We start from the raw sequence: 18,725 nt of genomic DNA, 5'->3' as shown, positions 1-18,725 counted from the left end.
GGTCACGGATCGAACCAACCTTTATTCCGCTGCCGAGCGGCTCTCCGATATGAACTGGAATCGCTTCAGGCGGGACGCCGTCCGCACGACCTTCGGGAAGCGGTGGCGCGTGTCGGTCCTCGGGGTCGGCGTCGCGGCCCTCTACACGCTGGCGATGGTGGTCGCGGGGACGGTGCTCGACCTGCCGACCGCCGTCACCTACGCGGGCGGTGCCGTCGCCGGGTTCGTCGCCGGCGTCGCCCTCGGGACCAACCCAGTGGACGCGTTCGCCTACGGCGTGAGGGCCGGCGGCGTCGGGATGGCGCTGGTCAGCGTCGTGGTCGGCGTCGGGTCGTTCGCGCTCTGGTTCAGCGCCTCCGGACAGGCGTTCCTGCTCGTCTCCTCGCTGATCGGGATGCTCGGCATCGTCATGCTGGTGCCGGTGTACGCCCTCGCGGGCGGCTTCTTCGCCTCCCTCGGAACGGTCCTCCGGCGCGTGGTGCTGCCCAGCGAGTACAACCCGCCGGCGCGGTGACGCGCGGGTCGACGGGGTTTTTGCCCGTCGAGCGCAGAGCCACCACCGATGGACCGACCAGTTCGCGTGATCGGGGTCCCGATGGACCTGGGCGCCGACCGGCGGGGCGTCGACATGGGGCCGTCGGCCATCCGGTACGCCGGCCTCGTCGAGCAGCTGGAGGGCGCCGGGATCGAGTGCGTCGACTGGGGCGACCTGGAGGTCCCCCGTCCCGAGGGGCGCGACCCCGACGCGTCGTGGGCCGACGGACGGGCCAAGTACCTCGACGAAGTGGAGGCGGTCTGCCGACGCGTGGCCGACGCGATCGCTCAGACCCGCGCACACGATCAGATGCCGCTAGTGCTGGGCGGCGATCACTCCATCGCCGTCGGGACCACGGCCGGCGCGGCCGACGGCGAGGACCTGGGGATCCTCTGGTTCGACGCCCACGGCGACTTCAACACGCCAGAGACGACGCCGAGCGGCAACGTCCACGGGATGTCGCTGGCGGCGGTTCTCGGCCTGGGGCCGTTCGAGGAACTGGACTGGGCGCACACGCCGGCGGTCGACCCGGCAAACGTCGCGCTGATCGGAGTCCGGGCCCTCGATCCCGGTGAGCGCGAGGCGATCCGAGAGTCCGAGGTGACGGCCTACACCATGTCCGACCTCGACGAACGCGGCGTCACGACCGTCGTCGACGAGGCCATCGAGCGGGCGACCGACGGGACCGACGGGCTCCACGTCAGCCTGGACATGGACTGGCTCGACCCGACGGAGGCGCCGGGCGTGGGCACTCCCGTCCGCGGCGGCGTCGCCTACCGGGAGGCCCACGTAGCGATGGAGCACGTCGCCCACCACGCGGACGACCTGCGGAGCCTCGAACTGGTCGAGGTGAACCCCATCCTCGACCACCACAACGAGACCGCCGAACTCGCGTGCGAACTGGCCGCCAGCGCCGTCGGCAAGCGGATTCTCTGACCGACACACCTAACAGGGCTCCGGCCGCCGTACCGGCCGATGATAGACCGGCACGGTTCCATCGCGCGCGACCCGCGCTGGCTCCGCGAGCACGCCCGGACGCTGCTCTCCTTCTACTTCCACCGGAGCATCGACCACACCCACGGCGGGTACGTCGCGCAGATCAGCGACGTCGACGGCACCGTCTACGACAGCCGCGCGAAGCTGCTGCCGGCGACCTGCCGGTTCGTCTTCAACTTCAGCGTCGGCACGATGCTCAGCGGCCCCGACTGGTGCGAGTCGGCCGCCGTCCACGGGATGGACCACCTCGAACGCCACCACCTCGATCGCGAGCACGGCGGCTACGCCTGGGTCCTCGACGGGAGCGACGTCGAGGACGGCGCCAAGCGCTGCTACGGCCACGCCTTCGCGCTGCTGGCGTACTCGACGGCCGCTCGCGCCGGCATCGAGGGCGCGGCCGAGCGCATCGAACCCGCCTTCGACCTCATCGACGAGCACTTCTGGGAGGACGAGCACGGCCTCTGCCGCGTCGAACTGGAGCGTGACTGGTCGGAGACCAGCGGCTACCGCGGCCAGAACGCCAACATGCACACCTGCGAGGCGCTGCTCTCGGCCTACGAGGCCACCGGTGACGACCGCTACCTCGACCGGGCGTACTCCATCGCGGAGACCCTCGCCCGCGACCTGACCGATCGGGGCGACGGCCTCCTCTGGGAGCACTACGACGGCGACTGGGAACACGACTGGGAGTACAACCGCGACAAGCCCGGCGACCTCTTCCGCCCATGGGGCTACCAGCCCGGCCACCTCCTGGAGTGGGCCAAGCTCCTGCTCCTGCTCGACGAGCACCGCGACGAGGACTGGCTGGCCGAGCGGGCCGACCGCTTCTTCGACGCGGCAGTCGAGTCCGGCTGGGACGACGAGCGCGGCGGCTTCGTCTACAACTTCGACCGCGACGGCGAACCCATCGTCGAGAACAAGTACTACTGGCCGCTGTGCGAGGGCATCGGGGCGACGGCGCTCCTCTACGACCGGTTCGGCGAGGGCCGCTACGCGGAGTGGTACGACCGCATCTGGGAGTACGCGCTGGACGAGGTGGTCAACGAGAAGTACGGAAACTGGTACTTCCAGCTGACCCCGGACAACGAGGTGGCCCGCGACGCCATCGACGACTCGCCCGAGGTCAAGGTCGGCTACCACCAGCTCAACGCCATCTTCGAGACGCTGCGGGCGAGCGGCTACGTGGAGGCCTGACGCTCACTCCGTCGCGATCAGTTGACCCGTCTGTGGCACGACTATAGTAGAAATTGAAAATATTTATACATCGAGGGGCACCCCGGGAGCCCCTCGAGTGTGTCAATGCGTTCAATTTCTACTATACCGCGTCCGTACCGCGGTGCCGGTGCCCTATCCGAACCTGGGGCTATAGGGTCTGGCGCAACCGCCGCCCGTGCTAGTTATTAACGTACTCTGCCACGAAGTCGAAGACGTCGCCGTTCGCGGCGACTCCGAGGTGTTCCCGATGCCCGAAATCAGATCTATCGTCAGGGAGAACGTCGTCACTGCCGCCCCCGACGCGCCCGTGTCCGACGTCGCGACGCTGATGGACGAGGAGGACGTCGGCAGCGTCATCGTCGTCGAGGACGATCGACCGGTCGGCATCGTGACGGACCGCGACGTCGCGGTCAAGGTCGTCGCTCGGAGGGAGGACCCGGCGGACGTGACCGCCGAGGACGTCATGACCGGAGACGTCGTGACGGTCCCCCTCGACGCCGGCATCTTCGAGGTGATACGGACCATGCAGGACGAGAGCGTCCGCAGGATCCCTGCGGTCGACGAGGACGGTCGACTCGCCGGCATCGTCGCCTTCGACGACTTCGTCGTCCTGCTCGGCAGGGAACTCGACCAGCTTGGCGACGTCGTCGAGGCCGAGATACCGCCCTACGAACACGTCTAACCACCTTTTTCGTCGTCGGGTTCGGTCGCTGCGCTCCCGAACCACTCCTCGAAAAACGTGGGCGAAAAAGGCCGGCCCTCGCTTCGCTCGGGCCGGAGAACCGCGCTCACTTCGTTCGCGCGGATACTACTCTTCGGCTGCTTCCTCAACGACTTCCTCGTCACTCTCCGCCGGAATCACGGACACGCTCGCGACCTTGTCGTCACCGTCGAGTTCCATGATGGTGACGCCCTTCGTGTTCCGGCCGACCTCGGAGACGTCGCCGGCGCGGATGCGCATGATCTGGCCGTCCTCGCTCATGATGACGAGGTGGTCCTCGGCGGTGACGGCCTTGGCCGTGGCGACCGGGCCGTTGCGGTCGTCGGTCTTGATGTCGATGAGGCCCTTGCCGTAGCGGGACTGCCGGCGGTACTCAGAGAGCTTCGTCCGCTTGCCGAAGCCGTTCCGGGTGACCGTCAGCAGCGCGCGCTCGTCCGAATCGTCGGTGGCGACCATCGCGGCCACCCTGTCGTCGCCCTGCAGGTCGATGCCGCGGACGCCGCGGGCGGAGCGGCCCATCTCGCGGACCTCGGCCTCGTCGAAGCGGATGGTCATGCCGCCCTCGCTGGCGACGACCAGGTCCTTCGTGCCGTCGGTGACCTCGACGTCGACGAGCGCGTCGCCCTCCTCGACCTTGGCGGCGATGATGCCGGTCGAGCGGATGTTCTCAAACTCGTCGGCGTGGGTGCGCTTGACGTAGCCGTTCCGGGTGACCATCGTCAGGCACTCGTCGGCGTCGAAGTCGTCGGTGGAGACGACGGCGGTGATCTCCTCGTCGTCGTCGAGGTCGACGAGGTTGATCGCCGACTTCCCGCGGGCGGTGCGGGACATCTCCGGGATCTCGTAGGTCTTCAGGCTGTAGACCTGCCCGCGGTTGGTGAAACAGAGCAGGTAGTCGTGGCTGTTGGCCTTGAATACCTTCGAGACGCGGTCGCCCTCCTTGGGGTCGGCGCCGATGATGCCCTTGCCGCCGCGGTTCTGCGGATCGAAGTTCTCGGCGGGCATCCGCTTGATGTAGTCGTCCTCGGTGATGACGACGACGTTGTCCTCCTCGGGGATGAGGTCCTCGTGGGTGACCTCGCCCTCGTCCTCGAGGATGGCGGTCTTGCGGTCGTCGTCGTACTCGTCTTTGAGCTCGCGGAGTTCGTCCTTGATGACCTCGTCGAGCTTCTCGCGGGAGGCGAGGATGGCCTCGAGGCGCTCGATCTCGGCCTGGACCTCCTCGTACTCCTCCTCGATCTCCTGGGCCTCCATGGAGGTCAGCGACCCGAGCTGCATCCGGACGATGTGGTCGGCCTGGTCCTGGGAGAAGTTGTACTCCTCCTTGAGGCCCTCCTTGGCGGCGTTGCGGTCCTCGGAGTTCCGGATGAGCTCGACGACGTCGTCGACGTTCTCCAGGGCCTTCAGGCGGCCTTCGAGGATGTGCGCGCGATCCTCGGCCTCCCGGAGGTCGAACTCGGAGCGGCGGCGGACGACCTCGCGACGGTGGTCGACGTAGTGCTCCAGGGTCTCCTTCAGCGTCAGCACCCGGGGCTGGTCGTCGACCAGGGCGAGGTTGATGACGCCGAAGGTGGTCTCGAGGTGGCTCTCCAGCAGCTGGTTCTCGACGACGTCGACGTTGGCGCCGCGCTTGAGCTCGATGACGACGCGGACGCCGTCGCGGTCGGATTCGTCGCGGAGGTCGGCGACGCCCTCGATGACGCCCTCGTTGACGTCCTCGGCGATCCGCTCGACCATCCGGGCCTTGTTCTCCTGGAAGGGGATCTCGGTGACGACGATCCGGCCCTCCTCGGGGTCGACCTCGTACTCGGCGCGGACGCGGAGGCGCCCGCGGCCGGTCGAGTAGGCGGAGTAGATGGCGTCCTTGCCGACGATGTTGCCGCCGGTCGGGAAGTCCGGGCCCTTGACGTGCTCCATCAGGTCCTCGACGCCCGCGTCGGGCTCGTCGATGAGGTGGACCGTGGCGTCGACGATCTCGCCGAGGTTGTGCGGCGGGATGTTCGTCGACATGCCGACGGCGATGCCCGAGGAGCCGTTCAGCAGGAGGTTCGGGAGCGCCGCGGGCAGGACCCCGGGTTCGGTCAGGCGGTCGTCGTAGTTGGCCTGGAAGTCGACGGTGTCCTTCTCGATGTCGTCGAGCATCTCCTCGGCGATGGGTGCCATCCGGGCCTCCGTGTACCGCATGGCGGCCGCCGGATCGCCGTCCATCGAACCGAAGTTGCCCTGGCCGTCGACCAGGGGGTACCGCATCGAGAACGGCTGGGCCATCCGGACGAGCGTGTCGTAGATGGCGCTGTCGCCGTGGGGGTGGTAGTCACCCATCGTCTCACCCACGATGGAGGAGGACTTCCGGTGGGAGGAGTTGGAGGTGACGCCCATCTCGTGCATCGCGTAGAGGATGCGGCGCTGGACGGGCTTGAGGCCGTCCCGGACGTCCGGGAGCGCGCGACCCGCGATGACGCTCATCGCGTAGTCGATGTAGCTCTGCTCCATCTCGTCCTCGATGCGGACGTTCTCCACTCTGTGCGCTGCCGTCACGTCGTCTGGGTCTGGTGCTTCTGAACTCATCCTCTCACCTCAGATGTCCACCCACTCGGCCTCGGGCGAGTGCTCCTTGATGAACTGCTTGCGCGGTTCGACGGCGTCGCCCATCAGGACCGAGAACATCTTGTCCGCAGCGGCGGCGTCCTCGATGGTGATCTGCTTGAGGATCCGCTGGTCGGGGTCCATCGTGGTGTCCCAGAGCTGCTGTGGGTTCATCTCGCCCAGGCCCTTGAACCGCTGGACCTGGTCGGGGTTGCCGTCGCACTTCTCCTCGACGAGCGTGTCCCGCTCGGCCTCGGTCATGGCGTCGTAGGTATCGCCCTTGTACCGGATGCGGTACAGCGGGGGCTGGGCGGCGTAGACGTAGCCGGCCTCGAGCAGCGGCCGCATGTGCCGGTAGAACAGCGTCAGCAGGAGCGTCCGGATGTGCGCCCCGTCGACGTCGGCGTCGGTCATCATGATGATGCGCTCGTACCGGCAGTCGTCGATGTCGAACTCGTCGCCGATGCTCGTGCCCAGCGCGGTGATCAGGTTCCGGATCTGGTCGTTCTCCAGGATGCGGTCCAGGCGGTGCTTCTCGACGTTGAGGATCTTCCCGCGGATGGGGAGGATGGCCTGGAACTCGGGGTTGCGGCCCTGCTTGGCCGAGCCGCCGGCCGAGTCGCCCTCGACGATGAACAGTTCGGCCTCGCTGGGGTCCCGCGTCTGGCAGTCGGCCAGTTTACCGGGCAGCGCCGTCGACTCCAGCGCGGACTTGCGCCGGGTCAGCTCCTCGGCCTTCTGGGCGGCCTTGCGGGCCTTCGCGGCCTCGACGGCCTTGGCGACGATGGCCTCGGCGACGTCGGGATTCTCCTCGAAGAAGGTGCCCAGCCCGTCGTGCATCGTCGATTCGACGACGCCCCGGACCTCGCTGTTGCCGAGCTTGGTCTTGGTCTGGCCCTCGAACTGCGGGTCGGGGTGCTTGATGGAGATGACCGCCGTCAGCCCCTCGCGGATGTCCTCGCCCTTGAGGGTATCGTCCAGATCGGAGAGGAGGTCGTTCGCCTGGGCGTAGTCGTTGACCACGCGGGTCAGCGCGGTCTTGAACCCGGTCATGTGGGTCCCGCCCTCGCGGGTGTTGATGTTGTTGGCGAAGGCGTGGATCGAGCCCTGTAGCTCGTCCGTGCCCTGCATGGCGATCTCGACGTGGACGTCGCCGTCCTCGATGGTCTCGGAGTCCGCGAAGTAGATGACGTCGCGGTGGAGGGGGTCTTTCGTCTCGTTGAGGTACTCGACGAACTCGCGGATGCCGCCCTCGTAGCGGAAGGTCTCGCCCTCGCCGTCGCGCTCGTCGGCGAGCGTGATCTCCACCCCGGAGTTGAGGAAGGCGAGTTCGCGCAGGCGCGAGGCCAGCGTCGAGTAGACGAAGTCGGTCGTCTCGAAGATGCCCTCGTCGGGCCAGAAGCGGATTGTGGTGCCGGTGTCCTCGTCGGGTTCGAGGTCGCGGACGCGGTCGAGGCCGCCGTCGGGTTCGCCCTCGTCGAAGCGCTGTCGCCAGAGGGCGCCGTCGCGCTTGACTTCGACCCGGAGGGTCTCGGAGAGGGCGTTGACGACGGAGACGCCGACGCCGTGGAGGCCGCCGGAGACCTGGTAGGACTTGTTGTCGAACTTGCCGCCGGCGTGGAGGACGGTCATGATGACCTCGACGGCGGGGCGGTCGTACTCGGCGTGGGTGTCGACGGGGATCCCACGACCGTCGTCGGACACGGAGATGGAGTCGTCCTCGTGGACCGTGACGGTGATCTCGTCGCAGTGGCCGGCCAGCGCCTCGTCGATGGAGTTGTCCACGACCTCGTAGACGAGGTGGTGGAGCCCACGGGCGTCCGTCGAGCCAATGTACATCGCCGGCCGCTTCCGGACGGCCTGGAGCCCTTCGAGGACCTGTATCTGGTCCGCACCGTACTCGGGGTCCTGTGACATAGAATCTACTTCCAGTAGAGGATGGTGGTTTATAAAACTCCCGCACGCGCACGCTCGCGCGAGGCAACGTTTCCCACGGGGGCGGCGGTCCGGCCCGGCGATTCTGGTCAACCCTCGCTCGGTACCACTGCGTGACCGGCCGCGACTGGAGCACCGATCGGCGACCGGTGGGACCTGCCCTCGACAGCAGTCCTGCCCGGCGACGCGTCCGGCGAGTGCCTGATCGACGGGCTGACTATCGTCGCGGCCGGGACGCGGCGGCAGGTGACGAAAGGACCTGAAACGGATTCACCCCCTGCCGTCGTGCCCCCGACACCCACTTTCACTCCGGTGTCGAACCCCTTTTATCCCCCGATGCGGTACACGTCTCCAATGACGTCGTACCAGTCGCGACTCGGTGAGGGCGAAGGGGTCGCCGAGGAGCTGGCCGAGAGCCAGCGGGCGATCTCGATCGCCGAGTTCTTCGAGAAGAACAAGCACATGCTCGGGTTCGACTCCGGAGCCCGAGGTCTCGTGACCGCGGTCAAGGAGGCCGTCGACAACGCGCTCGACGCCTGCGAGGAGGCCGGCATCCTGCCCGACGTCTACGTCGAGATCCAGGAGTCCGGCGACTACTACACCCTGATCGTCGAGGACAACGGGCCGGGTATCACGAAGGAACAGCTCCCCAAGGTCTTCGGGAAGCTCCTCTACGGCTCCCGGTTCCACAAGCGCGAGCAGAACCGGGGCCAGCAGGGGATCGGTATCTCCGCCGCCGTCCTGTACTCCCAGCTGACCTCCGGCAAGCCCGCGAAGATCACCAGCCGGACGCAGGGCAGCGACGAGGCCCAGTACTTCGAGCTGATCGTCGACACGGACACCAACGAGCCGGAGATCGACGTCGAGGACACGACCAGCTGGGACCGCCCGCACGGGACCCGCATCGAACTGGAGATGGAGGCCAACATGCGGGCCCGCAACCAGCTCCACGATTACGTCAAGCACACCGCGGTCGTGAACCCGCACGCCCGCATCGAGCTGCGTGAGCCCCAGGAGCACTTCAAGTACGAGCGGGCGACCGACCAGCTCCCCGCCGAGACCGAGGAGATCCGCCCGCACCCCCACGGCGTCGAACTCGGGACGCTCCTGAAGATGCTGGAGGCCACCGACTCTTACTCCCTGTCGGGCTTCCTGCAGGAGGAGTTCACTCGCGTGGGCGGAAAGACCGCCGACGGCGTCATCGCGAACTTCAAGGACCGCTACTACGGTCGCGAGATGGCCTGGTCGCCGCCGGAGGCCCACGAGGACGCCGACGTCGCCCGCGCCGTTCAGGGGGCCGTCTCGAACAAGGGCAAGGAGGCCACCGACGCCTTCGCCGACGAGGTGGCGGAGACGGTCGGCAACAACGAGACGCTCGCTCATCACGAGCTGGCCGACGTCGTCGACAACGTCGCGGCCCGCGTCGCCGACGAGCACGACAAGACCTTCGGCGACACCGTCCGCGAGGCCGCCGTCGAGGCCGCCTGGGAGGCGATCACCGACGAGCGCACCGGCGACGTCTACCAGCTCGTCGACGAGGCGACCACCACGCGCAAGGACGACGCCGCCGTCCAGGGGCTCGCCGAGCGCGTCGCCGCGAAGTTCGAGGACAGCGAGCGCCATCGCGTGACCCTCGCGGACCTCGAGGAGTACGTCGACCGTGCCGCGGACATGACCGAGGAGCGCGACGACGCCACCTTCGGCGACACCGCCCGCGAGAACGTCGTCGACCAGCTCTGGTCTCGGGCCCGCCGGGTGCCGGACGAGGCTCCCAACGTCTCCGAGGTGGCCGACGACCGCGACGACGCCAGCGACCTGCTGGAGGCGATGCGCGAGACGGACATCATCGCGCCGCCGACCGACTGCCTCGCCCCGATCACCGACGAACTCGTCGAGGCCGGCCTCACCAAGGAGTTCGACGCGGACTTCTACGCCGCCTCGACCCGTGACGCCTCCGTCCACGGCGGCGACCCGTTCATCGTCGAGGCCGGCATCGCCTACGGCGGCGACGTCGAGGCCGACGGGAAAGCACAGGTGATGCGCTTCGCCAACCGCGTTCCGCTGGTCTACCAGCGCGGTGCCTGCGCCACGACCGACGTGGTCAAGGACATCAACTGGCGCAACTACGGGCTCGACCAACCCGGCGGCTCCGGCATCCCGAACGGCCCCGTCGTCGTGATGGTCCACATCGCGTCGACGAACGTGCCCTTCACCAGCGAGTCCAAGGACGCCGTGGCCAACGTCCCCGAGATCGAGTCGGAGATCGAACTGGCCATCCGGGAGGCCGCACGCGACCTGAAGAGCTACCTGAACAAGCGCCGCTCGATGCAGCAGCGCCGGAAGAAGCAGAACAAGCTGGCCACCATCCTCCCGGAGATGGCCGAGAAGCTGACGGAGGTGACCGGCGAGGACGAGCTGGTGATCGACGACTCGCTGGCCCGGATCATGAACAACGTCCTCGTCGAGCGGGAGGTCGAGGACGACACCGTCCGGGTCGTCGTCGAGAACAACGCCGACACCAGCGCCGACGTCGAGATGACCGACATCGTCACCGCCGAGCCGCAGGACACCAACGGCGCACAGGTCGTCGAGATGGACGGCGAGTGGTTCGTGAAGTGGTCGACGACGATCGCCTCGGGCGAGGAGGCGGTACTGGAGTACAGCGTGACAGAGGACGCCGACTTCGACATCTCCGTCGACGGCGTGGAGGACGAGAAGCTCACGGTGAACGCATAACATGAGCGCAGAGACGCAACTGAACGACGAGGAAGCGCGCGAGAAGCTGATCGAGCTGGCCGAGACGTTCTACGACCAGTTCGCAGACGGCGAGGTGCCGAAGATGCAGGTCCCCACCCGGACCAAGTCCAACATCGAGTACGACGAGGACAAGAGCGTCTGGGTGTACGGCGACCGGACCTCCACCCGGACGGCCAAGACCGTCTCCGGGGCCCAGAAGCTGCTGAAGGCCATCTACGCCATCGACTTCCTCCAGCAGCAACTGGAGGAGGACCGCTCGTCCACCCTGCGTGAGCTGTACTACCTCTCGGAGTCGTGGGACCTCGAGGAGGCGCAGTTCAACAGCCAGGACGAGTCCAACCAGCTGGTCGAGGACCTGGAGATCGTCTCCAACGTCACCCGCGAGGACTTCCACATGCGCCCGGAGGAGTCCGGCGCGACTCTCATGGGCCCGCTGGAACTGCGCGAGCAGACCCGCCGCGGCGAGCGGGAGATCCACTGCCAGGAGGACGTCGGCGAGGGCGGCTACCAGATTCCCAACAACCCCGACACCATCGAGTTCCTGGACAACGACGCCGACTTCGTGCTCGCCGTGGAGACCGGCGGTATGCGCGACCGCCTCGTCGAGAATGGCTTCGACGACGACTACAACGCCTTGATCGTCCACCTCAAGGGCCAGCCAGCCCGGGCGACCCGCCGGATCACCAAGCGCCTCCACGACGAACTCGACCTGCCTGTGGTTGTCTTCACGGACGGTGACCCGTGGTCGTACCGCATCTACGGCTCCGTCGCATACGGCTCGATCAAGTCCGCCCACCTCTCGGAGTACCTCGCCACACCGGAGGCCGACTTCATCGGCATCCGGCCCGAGGACATCGTCGAGTACGACCTCCCGACTGACCCCCTGTCGGACTCGGACATCAACGCCCTGGAGTCCGAACTGGAGGACCCCCGCTTCCAGACCGAGTTCTGGGAGGAGCAGATCGAACTGCAGCTGGACATCGAGAAGAAGTCCGAGCAGCAGGCGCTGGCCAGCCACGGACTGGACTTCGTGACGGACACGTATCTCCCGGAAAGGCTCTCTGAGATGGGCGTCCTGTAAAGGACGCTCATCGAAGCGCGTTTCCGGGAGATGACCTGAACGTCTCAGTGAGATGGGCGTCCTGTAAGGACAGTCATCGAACCGAGGTTCATGGAGATGAATCCGGAGAGGCTCTCTGAGATGGGCGTGCTATAAGCACGCGCATCGAAGCGCGTCTCCGGAAGATGTGCCCGAACGGCTCTCTGAGATGGGCGTCCGCCTTCTTCCGAACCGACTGCTACCGCTCGTCCAGAGCGACGGGAACGCCGCGCCGGGCGACGTCCGTGGCGAACGCGCCGGAGTCGCTCTCCAACGCCTCGAAGGTGTTGTAGTGCATCGGCAGCACGAGCCCGGGGTCCATCGCCTCGGCGAGGTCGGCCGCGTCGCGGCGGTCCATGGTGAGGTTCTTCGCGATGGAGGGGACGAACACGTCCACGTCCAGTTCCTCGTGGCCGGGGAGGACGTCCGTATCGCCGGACCAGAAGACGCGGGTGCCGTCGACGGCGACGAGGAAGCCGCAGCCGATGCCCTCGGGGTGGATGGGGTCGCCGGACGCGTCGACGTTGGGGCCGTCGGGCTCGTTGTACGCGGGGACGGTCCACAGCGGGAGATCGTCGACGAGGCGGTCGTCCTCCATCGACACCTCGACGCGGTCGTAGGGGAGGTCCGCGGGCCGGTCGAGGTCGCGGTCGGTCCGGTGGACGTCGATGCCCTCGAAGACGACGAGTGTGGTGTCGTCGTTCGCGACCCGGCGGATCCCGTCGGGGTCGTAGTGGTGGACGTGGGTCACGCAGACCACGTCGGCGTCGTGGGCGGCGTAGTCCTGCGCGGGCGGGTGGGCGACGTCGGCGTGGGGCTCCCACTCGCCGGTGAGCACGCCGTAGCGGCCGGGATCGAAGTAGACGACCGATTCGTCGCCCTCGATCCGCAGCGTCGCGTAGCCGAGCCAGTCGAGCGTCAGCCCGTCGTAGTGGACGGTCATGGTAGAACAGTGACCGCGTGCGGGGTTAAATCGTTCCGGGACGGACGCACTGGCGGCGGACCTCCCCTGCTCGTCACGCCGCCTCGACGGCGACCTCGACCACGTCGCCCTGCCCCGCCTCGGGGTAGGGAGCGTCCGCGGACCCGTCCAGCGTCAGCGACCCGTCGCCGTCGGTGTCGCGGTGGACCACGGCGACGACGGTGCGCCTCGGTGGAACGCCGCCGGAGACGTCGACGCGGACGTCGCGGTGGGTCCCGGACTGGAGGTACCCGGAGGCGCCGAGGACGGTTCCGTTCCGGTCGCCGTCGTAGAGGACGAGGAAGCCGCCCTCCGAGGCGGAGACGGAGTCGACGACGACGGCCTCGCTGCCGGCGTCGACGCCGTCGAGGGTGACCGAGGCGACCGGGGAGGACAGCAGCAGGAAGGCGACGTAGGCGACACCGAGCATGATAGCGGCGTGCTTGGCGCCGTCGCGCAGCGACCCCTCGCCCAGCTGGCCGCCGACGAACCCGGAGAGGACGGCCTGGATCAGCGCGGTGTGGAAGAACACGAGCGTGTAGGCGGCCTTGTCGACCCGACCGAAGCGAGCGAACTGGTCGACGCTGACGGCCAGCCGACCGGTGTTCTCCGGGGTGGGGACCTGCGACGGGAGGCTCGGGATCAGCACCTCCTGGACGGCGGCGATGATCACGAGGAAGACCAGAAAGGAGACGTAGATGACCACGAGGTAGGTGAACATCGTCTGGCGGCGCTTCCGGCGCAGACGGCGGTCGGCGCGGGCCTGCTCGGCGGCGATCCGAAGGACGGGGCCGAGCTTCCCGCTGGCCCGCATGGCGTTGACGAGCAGGACGACGACCCGGGTGACGGCCGTGGTGCGCAGGCGCCGGCCGAACCGGACGAGGGCGTCCTCGACGTTGGCTCCCGTCCGCACGTCCGCCCAGATCCGCTCCACCTCGGGCGTGAGGACGCCGACGTCGCTCCCGCGGATCCGCCGGAGGCTCTCGACGACGGACATCCCGGCCTCGTTGAGGCTGGCCAGCCGCTCCAGCAGTTCCGGCGTGGCCGCCTCGATGCGGCGGATGCGGCGGGCGTACGCCTCCCGGACCGCGGCGTAGGTCGCGAGGACGAACAGCGTCGCCTGGATCAACACGTCGTCGAGGCGGTAGAGGTTGACCGCCTCCGTGGCGAACGCGCCCGGCGCGCGGACCGCGACGTAGAGCAGGGCCAGCGGGACGGTCGCGTACAAGATCCGGTCCGGGTGCCAGCGCAGCGTCGCCAGGGGCGACCGGACGACGCGCTTGACGCTCGCGATCTTGTCCGCGAGTCGCAACTGTCGTCGGTGGTCGCGACGGGCGGTGGCGCCGCCGTCGGTACGGGCTTCGTCAGTGACACCGGTGGCAGCGTCCGACGTTCCGCCGGCGTCGGGCCGGCCGAACGTCGTCGTCTCGTACTCGTCGAGGACCGCGCTGGTTCCGTTCCCGCCGACGCCCAGCGAGTCGAGCTTCTGGGCGAGGTAGACCGCGAAGCCCGCGTTGGCGAGCGGGATCAGCAGGTACGCCAGAATCCGCATGAACGGGAGCGTGTCCCGGAGCGTCAGCCCGAACACGAGCAGGATGGTCAGCAGGAAGAGGACGGCGGCGACGAGGACGGTCACGTACGCCTCGGCGACGGTCGCGAGCAGTTCCAGCACCTCCTCCTGTCGGTCCTCGGCCTCGTCGCGGTAGCGGTCGTACTGCTGGCGGAGGAACTCGGAGAGGGACTGGCCGCTCTGGAGGACGCTGGCGAGGTTCTCGGCGAACGTCTCGAAGCGCTCGCTGGGCGTCCGCCGGGCCGCTCGCCGGACCGCCGTGATCACGTCGCGGCCGAAGAGATCCATCTCGCGGACGGCGACGCCGACCTCGGCCGCCCCTTCACCGTAGACGGCCCGGTTCTCGGAGAGGGTCCGCAGTACCGCGGGGACGGCGACGCCGCCGCGCGAGAGCGCGTACGTGAAGGCGACGGTGCGGGCCAGCCCCTCGTCGATGCCCCGGCGGCGCTCGGCGGCGCGGCTCCGCGGGAGCGTCCACCGGAGCCCGTAGGTCGCCCCCGCCGTCCCGAGGCCGACGACGACGCCGCCGGCCGTGACGACGGCGAACGTCCCCGTCTCGGAGAGGACCAGTTCGAACCCCCACAGGCCCAGCGCCGATACCATCGTCGGGGGAAGGCCCATCAGGAGGTCGACGACGGTCGGGATGGCGAGCAGAATCCCGCCGAAGACGTAGACGCCGGCGACGGCGCCGGCCAGGGCCGCGACGGCGGTGTACAGCAGCGTCCGCGCGGCGTAGGAGCGGTAGGTCGCGGCGACGTAGGCCGACCGGAGCAGGCGCTCGCGCTCGGGGTCGGGCTCGACGTACCGGCCGAAGAAGCGCCGCGCGTAGCGCGTGACCGACCGGTCCCACCCGTCGCTGACCGACGTCAGGGCGGCCCCGACGGCGACGGCGGCGACGACCGCGAGCGGCGCGAGACCGAGGGGATCGAACGCCATGTCAGTCGCCGGCGGTCACCCCCGCGGCGTCGATCCGGTCCATCACCGCCTCGCTGTCCGCGTAGTACTTGTTGACCATCGCGGTGAAGCGGCGGTAGTCGTCGATGCCCTCGCGCTGCAGGTACCGGAGGAACCGCTTGCGGTCGTCTATCTCGCCGAGCAGTTCCGACTGGCTCCAGCCGCGCTCCCGCCGGATCTCGTCGAGGAGGTCGCTGCTGGAGTCGGTGAAGCGATCCTCCGTGGGCTGCCAGGCGTAGGCGTTGGAGTAGTCGAGTTCGCCGGTCCGCTGGTCGATCCCCTCGATCTCGGCCAGCGTCTTGGCCCGGCGGACCCGCTCGCCCCCGGAGCGGGCCAGCACCTGGACGCAGAGGACGTCCAGCGACTGGACCATCGGCCGGGGGACGTTGATGGGCTCGTTCTCCAGTCGGTTGATCACCGTCTGGACGGAGTCGGCGTGCATCGTCGAGAACGTCGTGTGGCCGGTGTTCATCGCCTGGAAGAGGGTGATGGCCTCCTCGCCGCGGACCTCGCCGACGACGATGTACTCCGGGCGGTGGCGCAGCGCGGACCGCAGCAGGTCGTACATCGTGATGTCCGAGTCGTCCAGCCGCTCGCGGGTCACCGCCGAGAGCCAGTTGTCGTGGTACAGCGACAGCTCCCGGGTGTCCTCGATGGTCAGTACCTTCGAGCGCGGCGGGACGAACATCGAGACGGCGTTCATCGACGTGGTCTTGCCGGCGGCCGTCCCACCGGCGAAGATCAGCGACTTGTTGTGCTCGATGGCCAGCCAGATGTACGCAAGCATCTCCAGGCTGAAGGTGCCGTACTCCAGGAGGTCGATGGGCGTGAACGGCTCGTCGGCGTACTTGCGGATGGTGAAGGCCGACCCCCGGGGCGTGACCTCCTCGCCGAGGGCGAGTTCGATCCGGGAGCCGTCGGGCAGCGTCGTCGAGACGACTGGGTCGGAGACGGAGACGTGCCGGCCCGAGCGCTGGGCCAACTGGACCACGAAGTCGTCGAGTTCGTCGGCGTCGAAGACGACGTTCGTCTCGACGTCGGTGTAGTCCTCGTGGTAGACGAAGATGGGGAGGCCGGCGCCGTCGCAGGAGACGTCCTCGACGTGCGGGTCGTGCATGATCGGGTCGATGCGGCCGTACCCGCGGAAGGAGCGATAGAGGTAGTAGTACAGCCGGTAGAACGTCTCCGGCTCGACGTCGACGCCGTACTCGACGAGCCGGGCCCGCAGTTCCTCGCGGAGGGCCCGCTCAGGATGGTCGGCGACGTCCGTCCGGTAGATCAGCGGGCCGCGGACGTCATCGAAGAGCCGGTCGAGCAGGTCGGCCTCGAACTCGTCCAGCGACGGCTCGACCACGTGGTACCGGTGCTCGTCGGCCGCGGGGTCGCGGTTGATCGAGACGAAGGCGTAGGGGGCGTTGAGCCAGTAGCGGTCGACCTCATCGTGGCCGTCGAGGCCGTCGAAGGAGACGAGGGGGCCGTGGCGGCCGGGGTCGTAGTTCGAGTCGGGTACCGCCGGCCCGCCGAGCGCTCGCGCCGTCCGCGAGAGCCACCGCCTGACCCCCGAGAGCGGGCCGGTCGAGCCTCCACCGGGCGACTGATCGTCTGCCATGCTGTTCGAAGTACCTGGCCCTTACGTGGCGTCCTACTTAAGCGGCGAGCCCGATTATCAAACGTTTCGCGCGAGGGCGACGGGCTGGACGTCGACGGGCGTCCAGGCTGCCCTCGACGGGCACCCGGTCGGGCGGTGTATGCGGGACGGTACCAATCGCCGTTACGTTCTTGGCGTCCCGACACGTAGGGACGGGTACCGAAATGCGGCGTGACTACTTCGAGGTCGACATGCGGAACGTAGACGAGAACGAGCGGGAACCGCCGGTCGTCACGGTGGCCTTCGACGGGCCCGGCGGGCTGCTGGCAGACCGCCTCGTCACGGCGGACGGCACGCTCGACGCCGACGAGATCGACGTGACGTTCCGCCGGACGGAGACGGACGACGTGGGCGTCCTCTCCGTGTCCAACCGGATCACCGGCGAGTTCGTGCTCGAGGCCAACGCGGACGTCGAGGCCGTCCGGGCGCTGGTGGACGCGGCCCGGTCGCGAGCCGACGGCGAACCGCGCTATCGCGTCCGCGTCACGGACGCCGACGGCAAGTCGACCGTCTACGACAAGGAGACGCTGCTGGTCTACGACCGGGAGGGGAGCCTGCGGCGGGGGGAGAGCCTGATCCCGGGCGGCGTCGAGCTCTAGACGCGCGCCGCCAGGGCAGGCAGCACGTCCGTCACGTCCGCTCCGACGACTCGGTCAGCGGCGTCGTCCAGCGGCGTCTCCGCCAGGTTGACGATCGCCAGCGTCGCGCCCGACCGGGCCGCCGCCCGCGGGAGCCCCGCTGCGGGCTGGACCGTCAGCGACGATCCGACCGCCAGATAGCAGTCGCTCTCGTGGGCCAGTCGCCGGCCGCGCTCCATCGCGTCGGCCGGCAGCGACTCCCCGAACAGCACCACGTCCGGCCGGAGCAGGCCGCCGCAGTCGCACCGCGGCGGGACGTCGCCGCCCCGCGCCCGCTTGAAGGCCGGAGCCGCCTCGCTGCGCTCGCCGCAGTCCTCGCACCTGACCCGGCGGTTCGTCCCGTGGAGCCGGATCAGCTCCGCCGTCCCCGCCTCGGCGTGGAGGCCGTCGACGTTCTGGGTCACCACCGCGTCGAGGTGGCCCGCCGACTCCAGCTCCGCCAGCGCATCGTGGGCGGCGTTCGGCTCGTAGTCGCCGGGAGCCAGGCGCTCGCGGAGCTCGAGCCGGTCGCGCCACCAGCCCTCCGGGTCGGCGTCCAGCCGACGGCGGTGGAACGATTCGGGGTCGAACTCCTCCCAGAGGCCGTCCTCGCCGCGGAACGAGGGCACTCCGGAGGCAGTGCTGACGCCCGCACCGGTGAAGGCGACGGCGGTGTCGGCCTCGCGCAGCGCGTTCGCGACCGCGTCGACGTCGTCCATGACGTTGGTTTGTCGTCGGGCAGAAGTGAAGTTCACGGATGGCAGTCGAGTCCTCGAACGGAGTCCTCGCAGGTGGGAACGATCAGAAGGGGACGTTCACGGCGGCGAAGTCACCGAGATTTCGGGAGAGATTCGCTCTCCCGGGGCTTTCTGGTGCCTGTTTTTCAGGACGCGTGACGATAGTAGAAATTGAACGCATTGACACGCTCGAGGGGCACCCGGGGTACCCCTCGATGTGTAAATAGTTTCAATTTCTACTATAGCCGAGTACATCTACCTGGCCGAGCGGTGTGCAAAACGGACAGGACGGAAGAGAGATAGATGTCGCCCTTGGTCGGGCCGCACTACCGTTGCATTCGGCAGTGGCAGCGTGGCATCGTGAGATGCCACGGCGGAACACGTAGACCAGATA

Annotated in this window: 13 protein-coding genes; 7 read left to right on the top strand and 6 right to left on the bottom strand. The window is 68.4% G+C overall.

Annotation, left to right across the window (positions count from 1 at the left end; all coding sequences use genetic code 11):
* Window positions 1-49 precede the first annotated feature (49 nt).
* The 4 genes from LCY71_RS15795 (at window position 50) to LCY71_RS15780 (ending at window position 3,428) form a co-directional block, all read left to right on the top strand.
* Window positions 50-514 (top strand): hypothetical protein, encoded by a 465-nt coding sequence (locus LCY71_RS15795; protein WP_225334102.1) that lies wholly within the window; start codon window positions 50-52, stop codon window positions 512-514.
* 48 nt (window positions 515-562) lie between these two features.
* Complete coding sequence (rocF, locus tag LCY71_RS15790; RefSeq protein WP_225334101.1) at window positions 563-1,471, top strand: arginase; 909 nt, start codon at window positions 563-565, stop codon at window positions 1,469-1,471.
* 39 nt (window positions 1,472-1,510) lie between these two features.
* A complete protein-coding gene (locus LCY71_RS15785; protein WP_225334100.1) occupies window positions 1,511-2,725 on the top strand; it encodes an AGE family epimerase/isomerase in 1,215 nt (404 codons plus the stop codon).
* A 268-nt stretch (window positions 2,726-2,993) separates the two neighbouring features.
* On the top strand, window positions 2,994-3,428 hold the full coding sequence (locus LCY71_RS15780; RefSeq protein WP_225334099.1) for a CBS domain-containing protein: 435 nt from the start codon (window positions 2,994-2,996) through the stop codon (window positions 3,426-3,428).
* 126 nt (window positions 3,429-3,554) lie between these two features.
* Here the strand turns inward: LCY71_RS15780 and gyrA are convergent, their stop codons facing one another.
* Window positions 3,555-6,035 (bottom strand): DNA gyrase subunit A, encoded by a 2,481-nt coding sequence (gyrA, locus tag LCY71_RS15775; protein WP_225334098.1) that lies wholly within the window; start codon window positions 6,033-6,035, stop codon window positions 3,555-3,557.
* A gap of 9 nt (window positions 6,036-6,044) precedes the next feature.
* Entirely contained in the window at window positions 6,045-7,970 is a 1,926-nt protein-coding gene (gene gyrB / locus LCY71_RS15770; protein ID WP_225334097.1) for a DNA topoisomerase (ATP-hydrolyzing) subunit B, read from the bottom strand.
* A 372-nt stretch (window positions 7,971-8,342) separates the two neighbouring features.
* Here gyrB and LCY71_RS15765 point away from each other — a divergent pair, with 372 nt between their 5' ends.
* Both LCY71_RS15765 and LCY71_RS15760 read left to right on the top strand, forming a co-directional pair.
* Entirely contained in the window at window positions 8,343-10,724 is a 2,382-nt protein-coding gene (locus LCY71_RS15765; RefSeq protein WP_225334096.1) for a DNA topoisomerase VI subunit B, read from the top strand.
* A gap of 1 nt (window position 10,725) precedes the next feature.
* A complete protein-coding gene (locus tag LCY71_RS15760; RefSeq protein WP_225334095.1) occupies window positions 10,726-11,826 on the top strand; it encodes a DNA topoisomerase IV subunit A in 1,101 nt (366 codons plus the stop codon).
* A 217-nt stretch (window positions 11,827-12,043) separates the two neighbouring features.
* Here the strand turns inward: LCY71_RS15760 and LCY71_RS15755 are convergent, their stop codons facing one another.
* The 3 genes from LCY71_RS15755 to LCY71_RS15745 form a co-directional block, all read right to left on the bottom strand.
* Entirely contained in the window at window positions 12,044-12,787 is a 744-nt protein-coding gene (locus LCY71_RS15755) for an MBL fold metallo-hydrolase (RefSeq protein ID WP_225334094.1), read from the bottom strand.
* A 73-nt stretch (window positions 12,788-12,860) separates the two neighbouring features.
* Window positions 12,861-15,311 (bottom strand): type II secretion system F family protein, encoded by a 2,451-nt coding sequence (locus tag LCY71_RS15750; RefSeq protein ID WP_225334093.1) that lies wholly within the window; start codon window positions 15,309-15,311, stop codon window positions 12,861-12,863.
* 1 nt (window position 15,312) lies between these two features.
* Window positions 15,313-16,938: a type II/IV secretion system ATPase subunit gene (locus LCY71_RS15745; protein ID WP_225334092.1), complete on the bottom strand. Its 1,626-nt coding sequence runs from the start codon at window positions 16,936-16,938 to the stop codon at window positions 15,313-15,315.
* A 203-nt stretch (window positions 16,939-17,141) separates the two neighbouring features.
* Between LCY71_RS15745 and LCY71_RS15740 the strand changes: the two genes are divergently transcribed.
* Window positions 17,142-17,576 (top strand): DUF5793 family protein, encoded by a 435-nt coding sequence (locus LCY71_RS15740; protein ID WP_225334091.1) that lies wholly within the window; start codon window positions 17,142-17,144, stop codon window positions 17,574-17,576.
* Here LCY71_RS15740 and LCY71_RS15735 read toward each other — a convergent pair.
* On the bottom strand, window positions 17,573-18,313 hold the full coding sequence (locus LCY71_RS15735) for an NAD-dependent protein deacylase (protein ID WP_225334090.1): 741 nt from the start codon (window positions 18,311-18,313) through the stop codon (window positions 17,573-17,575). The genes LCY71_RS15740 and LCY71_RS15735 overlap by 4 nt on opposite strands.
* Window positions 18,314-18,725: the final 412 nt, after the last annotated feature.

This window comes from Halomicrobium urmianum, assembly GCF_020217425.1.
Classification (GTDB): domain Archaea; phylum Halobacteriota; class Halobacteria; order Halobacteriales; family Haloarculaceae; genus Halomicrobium; species Halomicrobium urmianum.
This window is presented reverse-complemented; position numbering and strand designations above follow the sequence as displayed.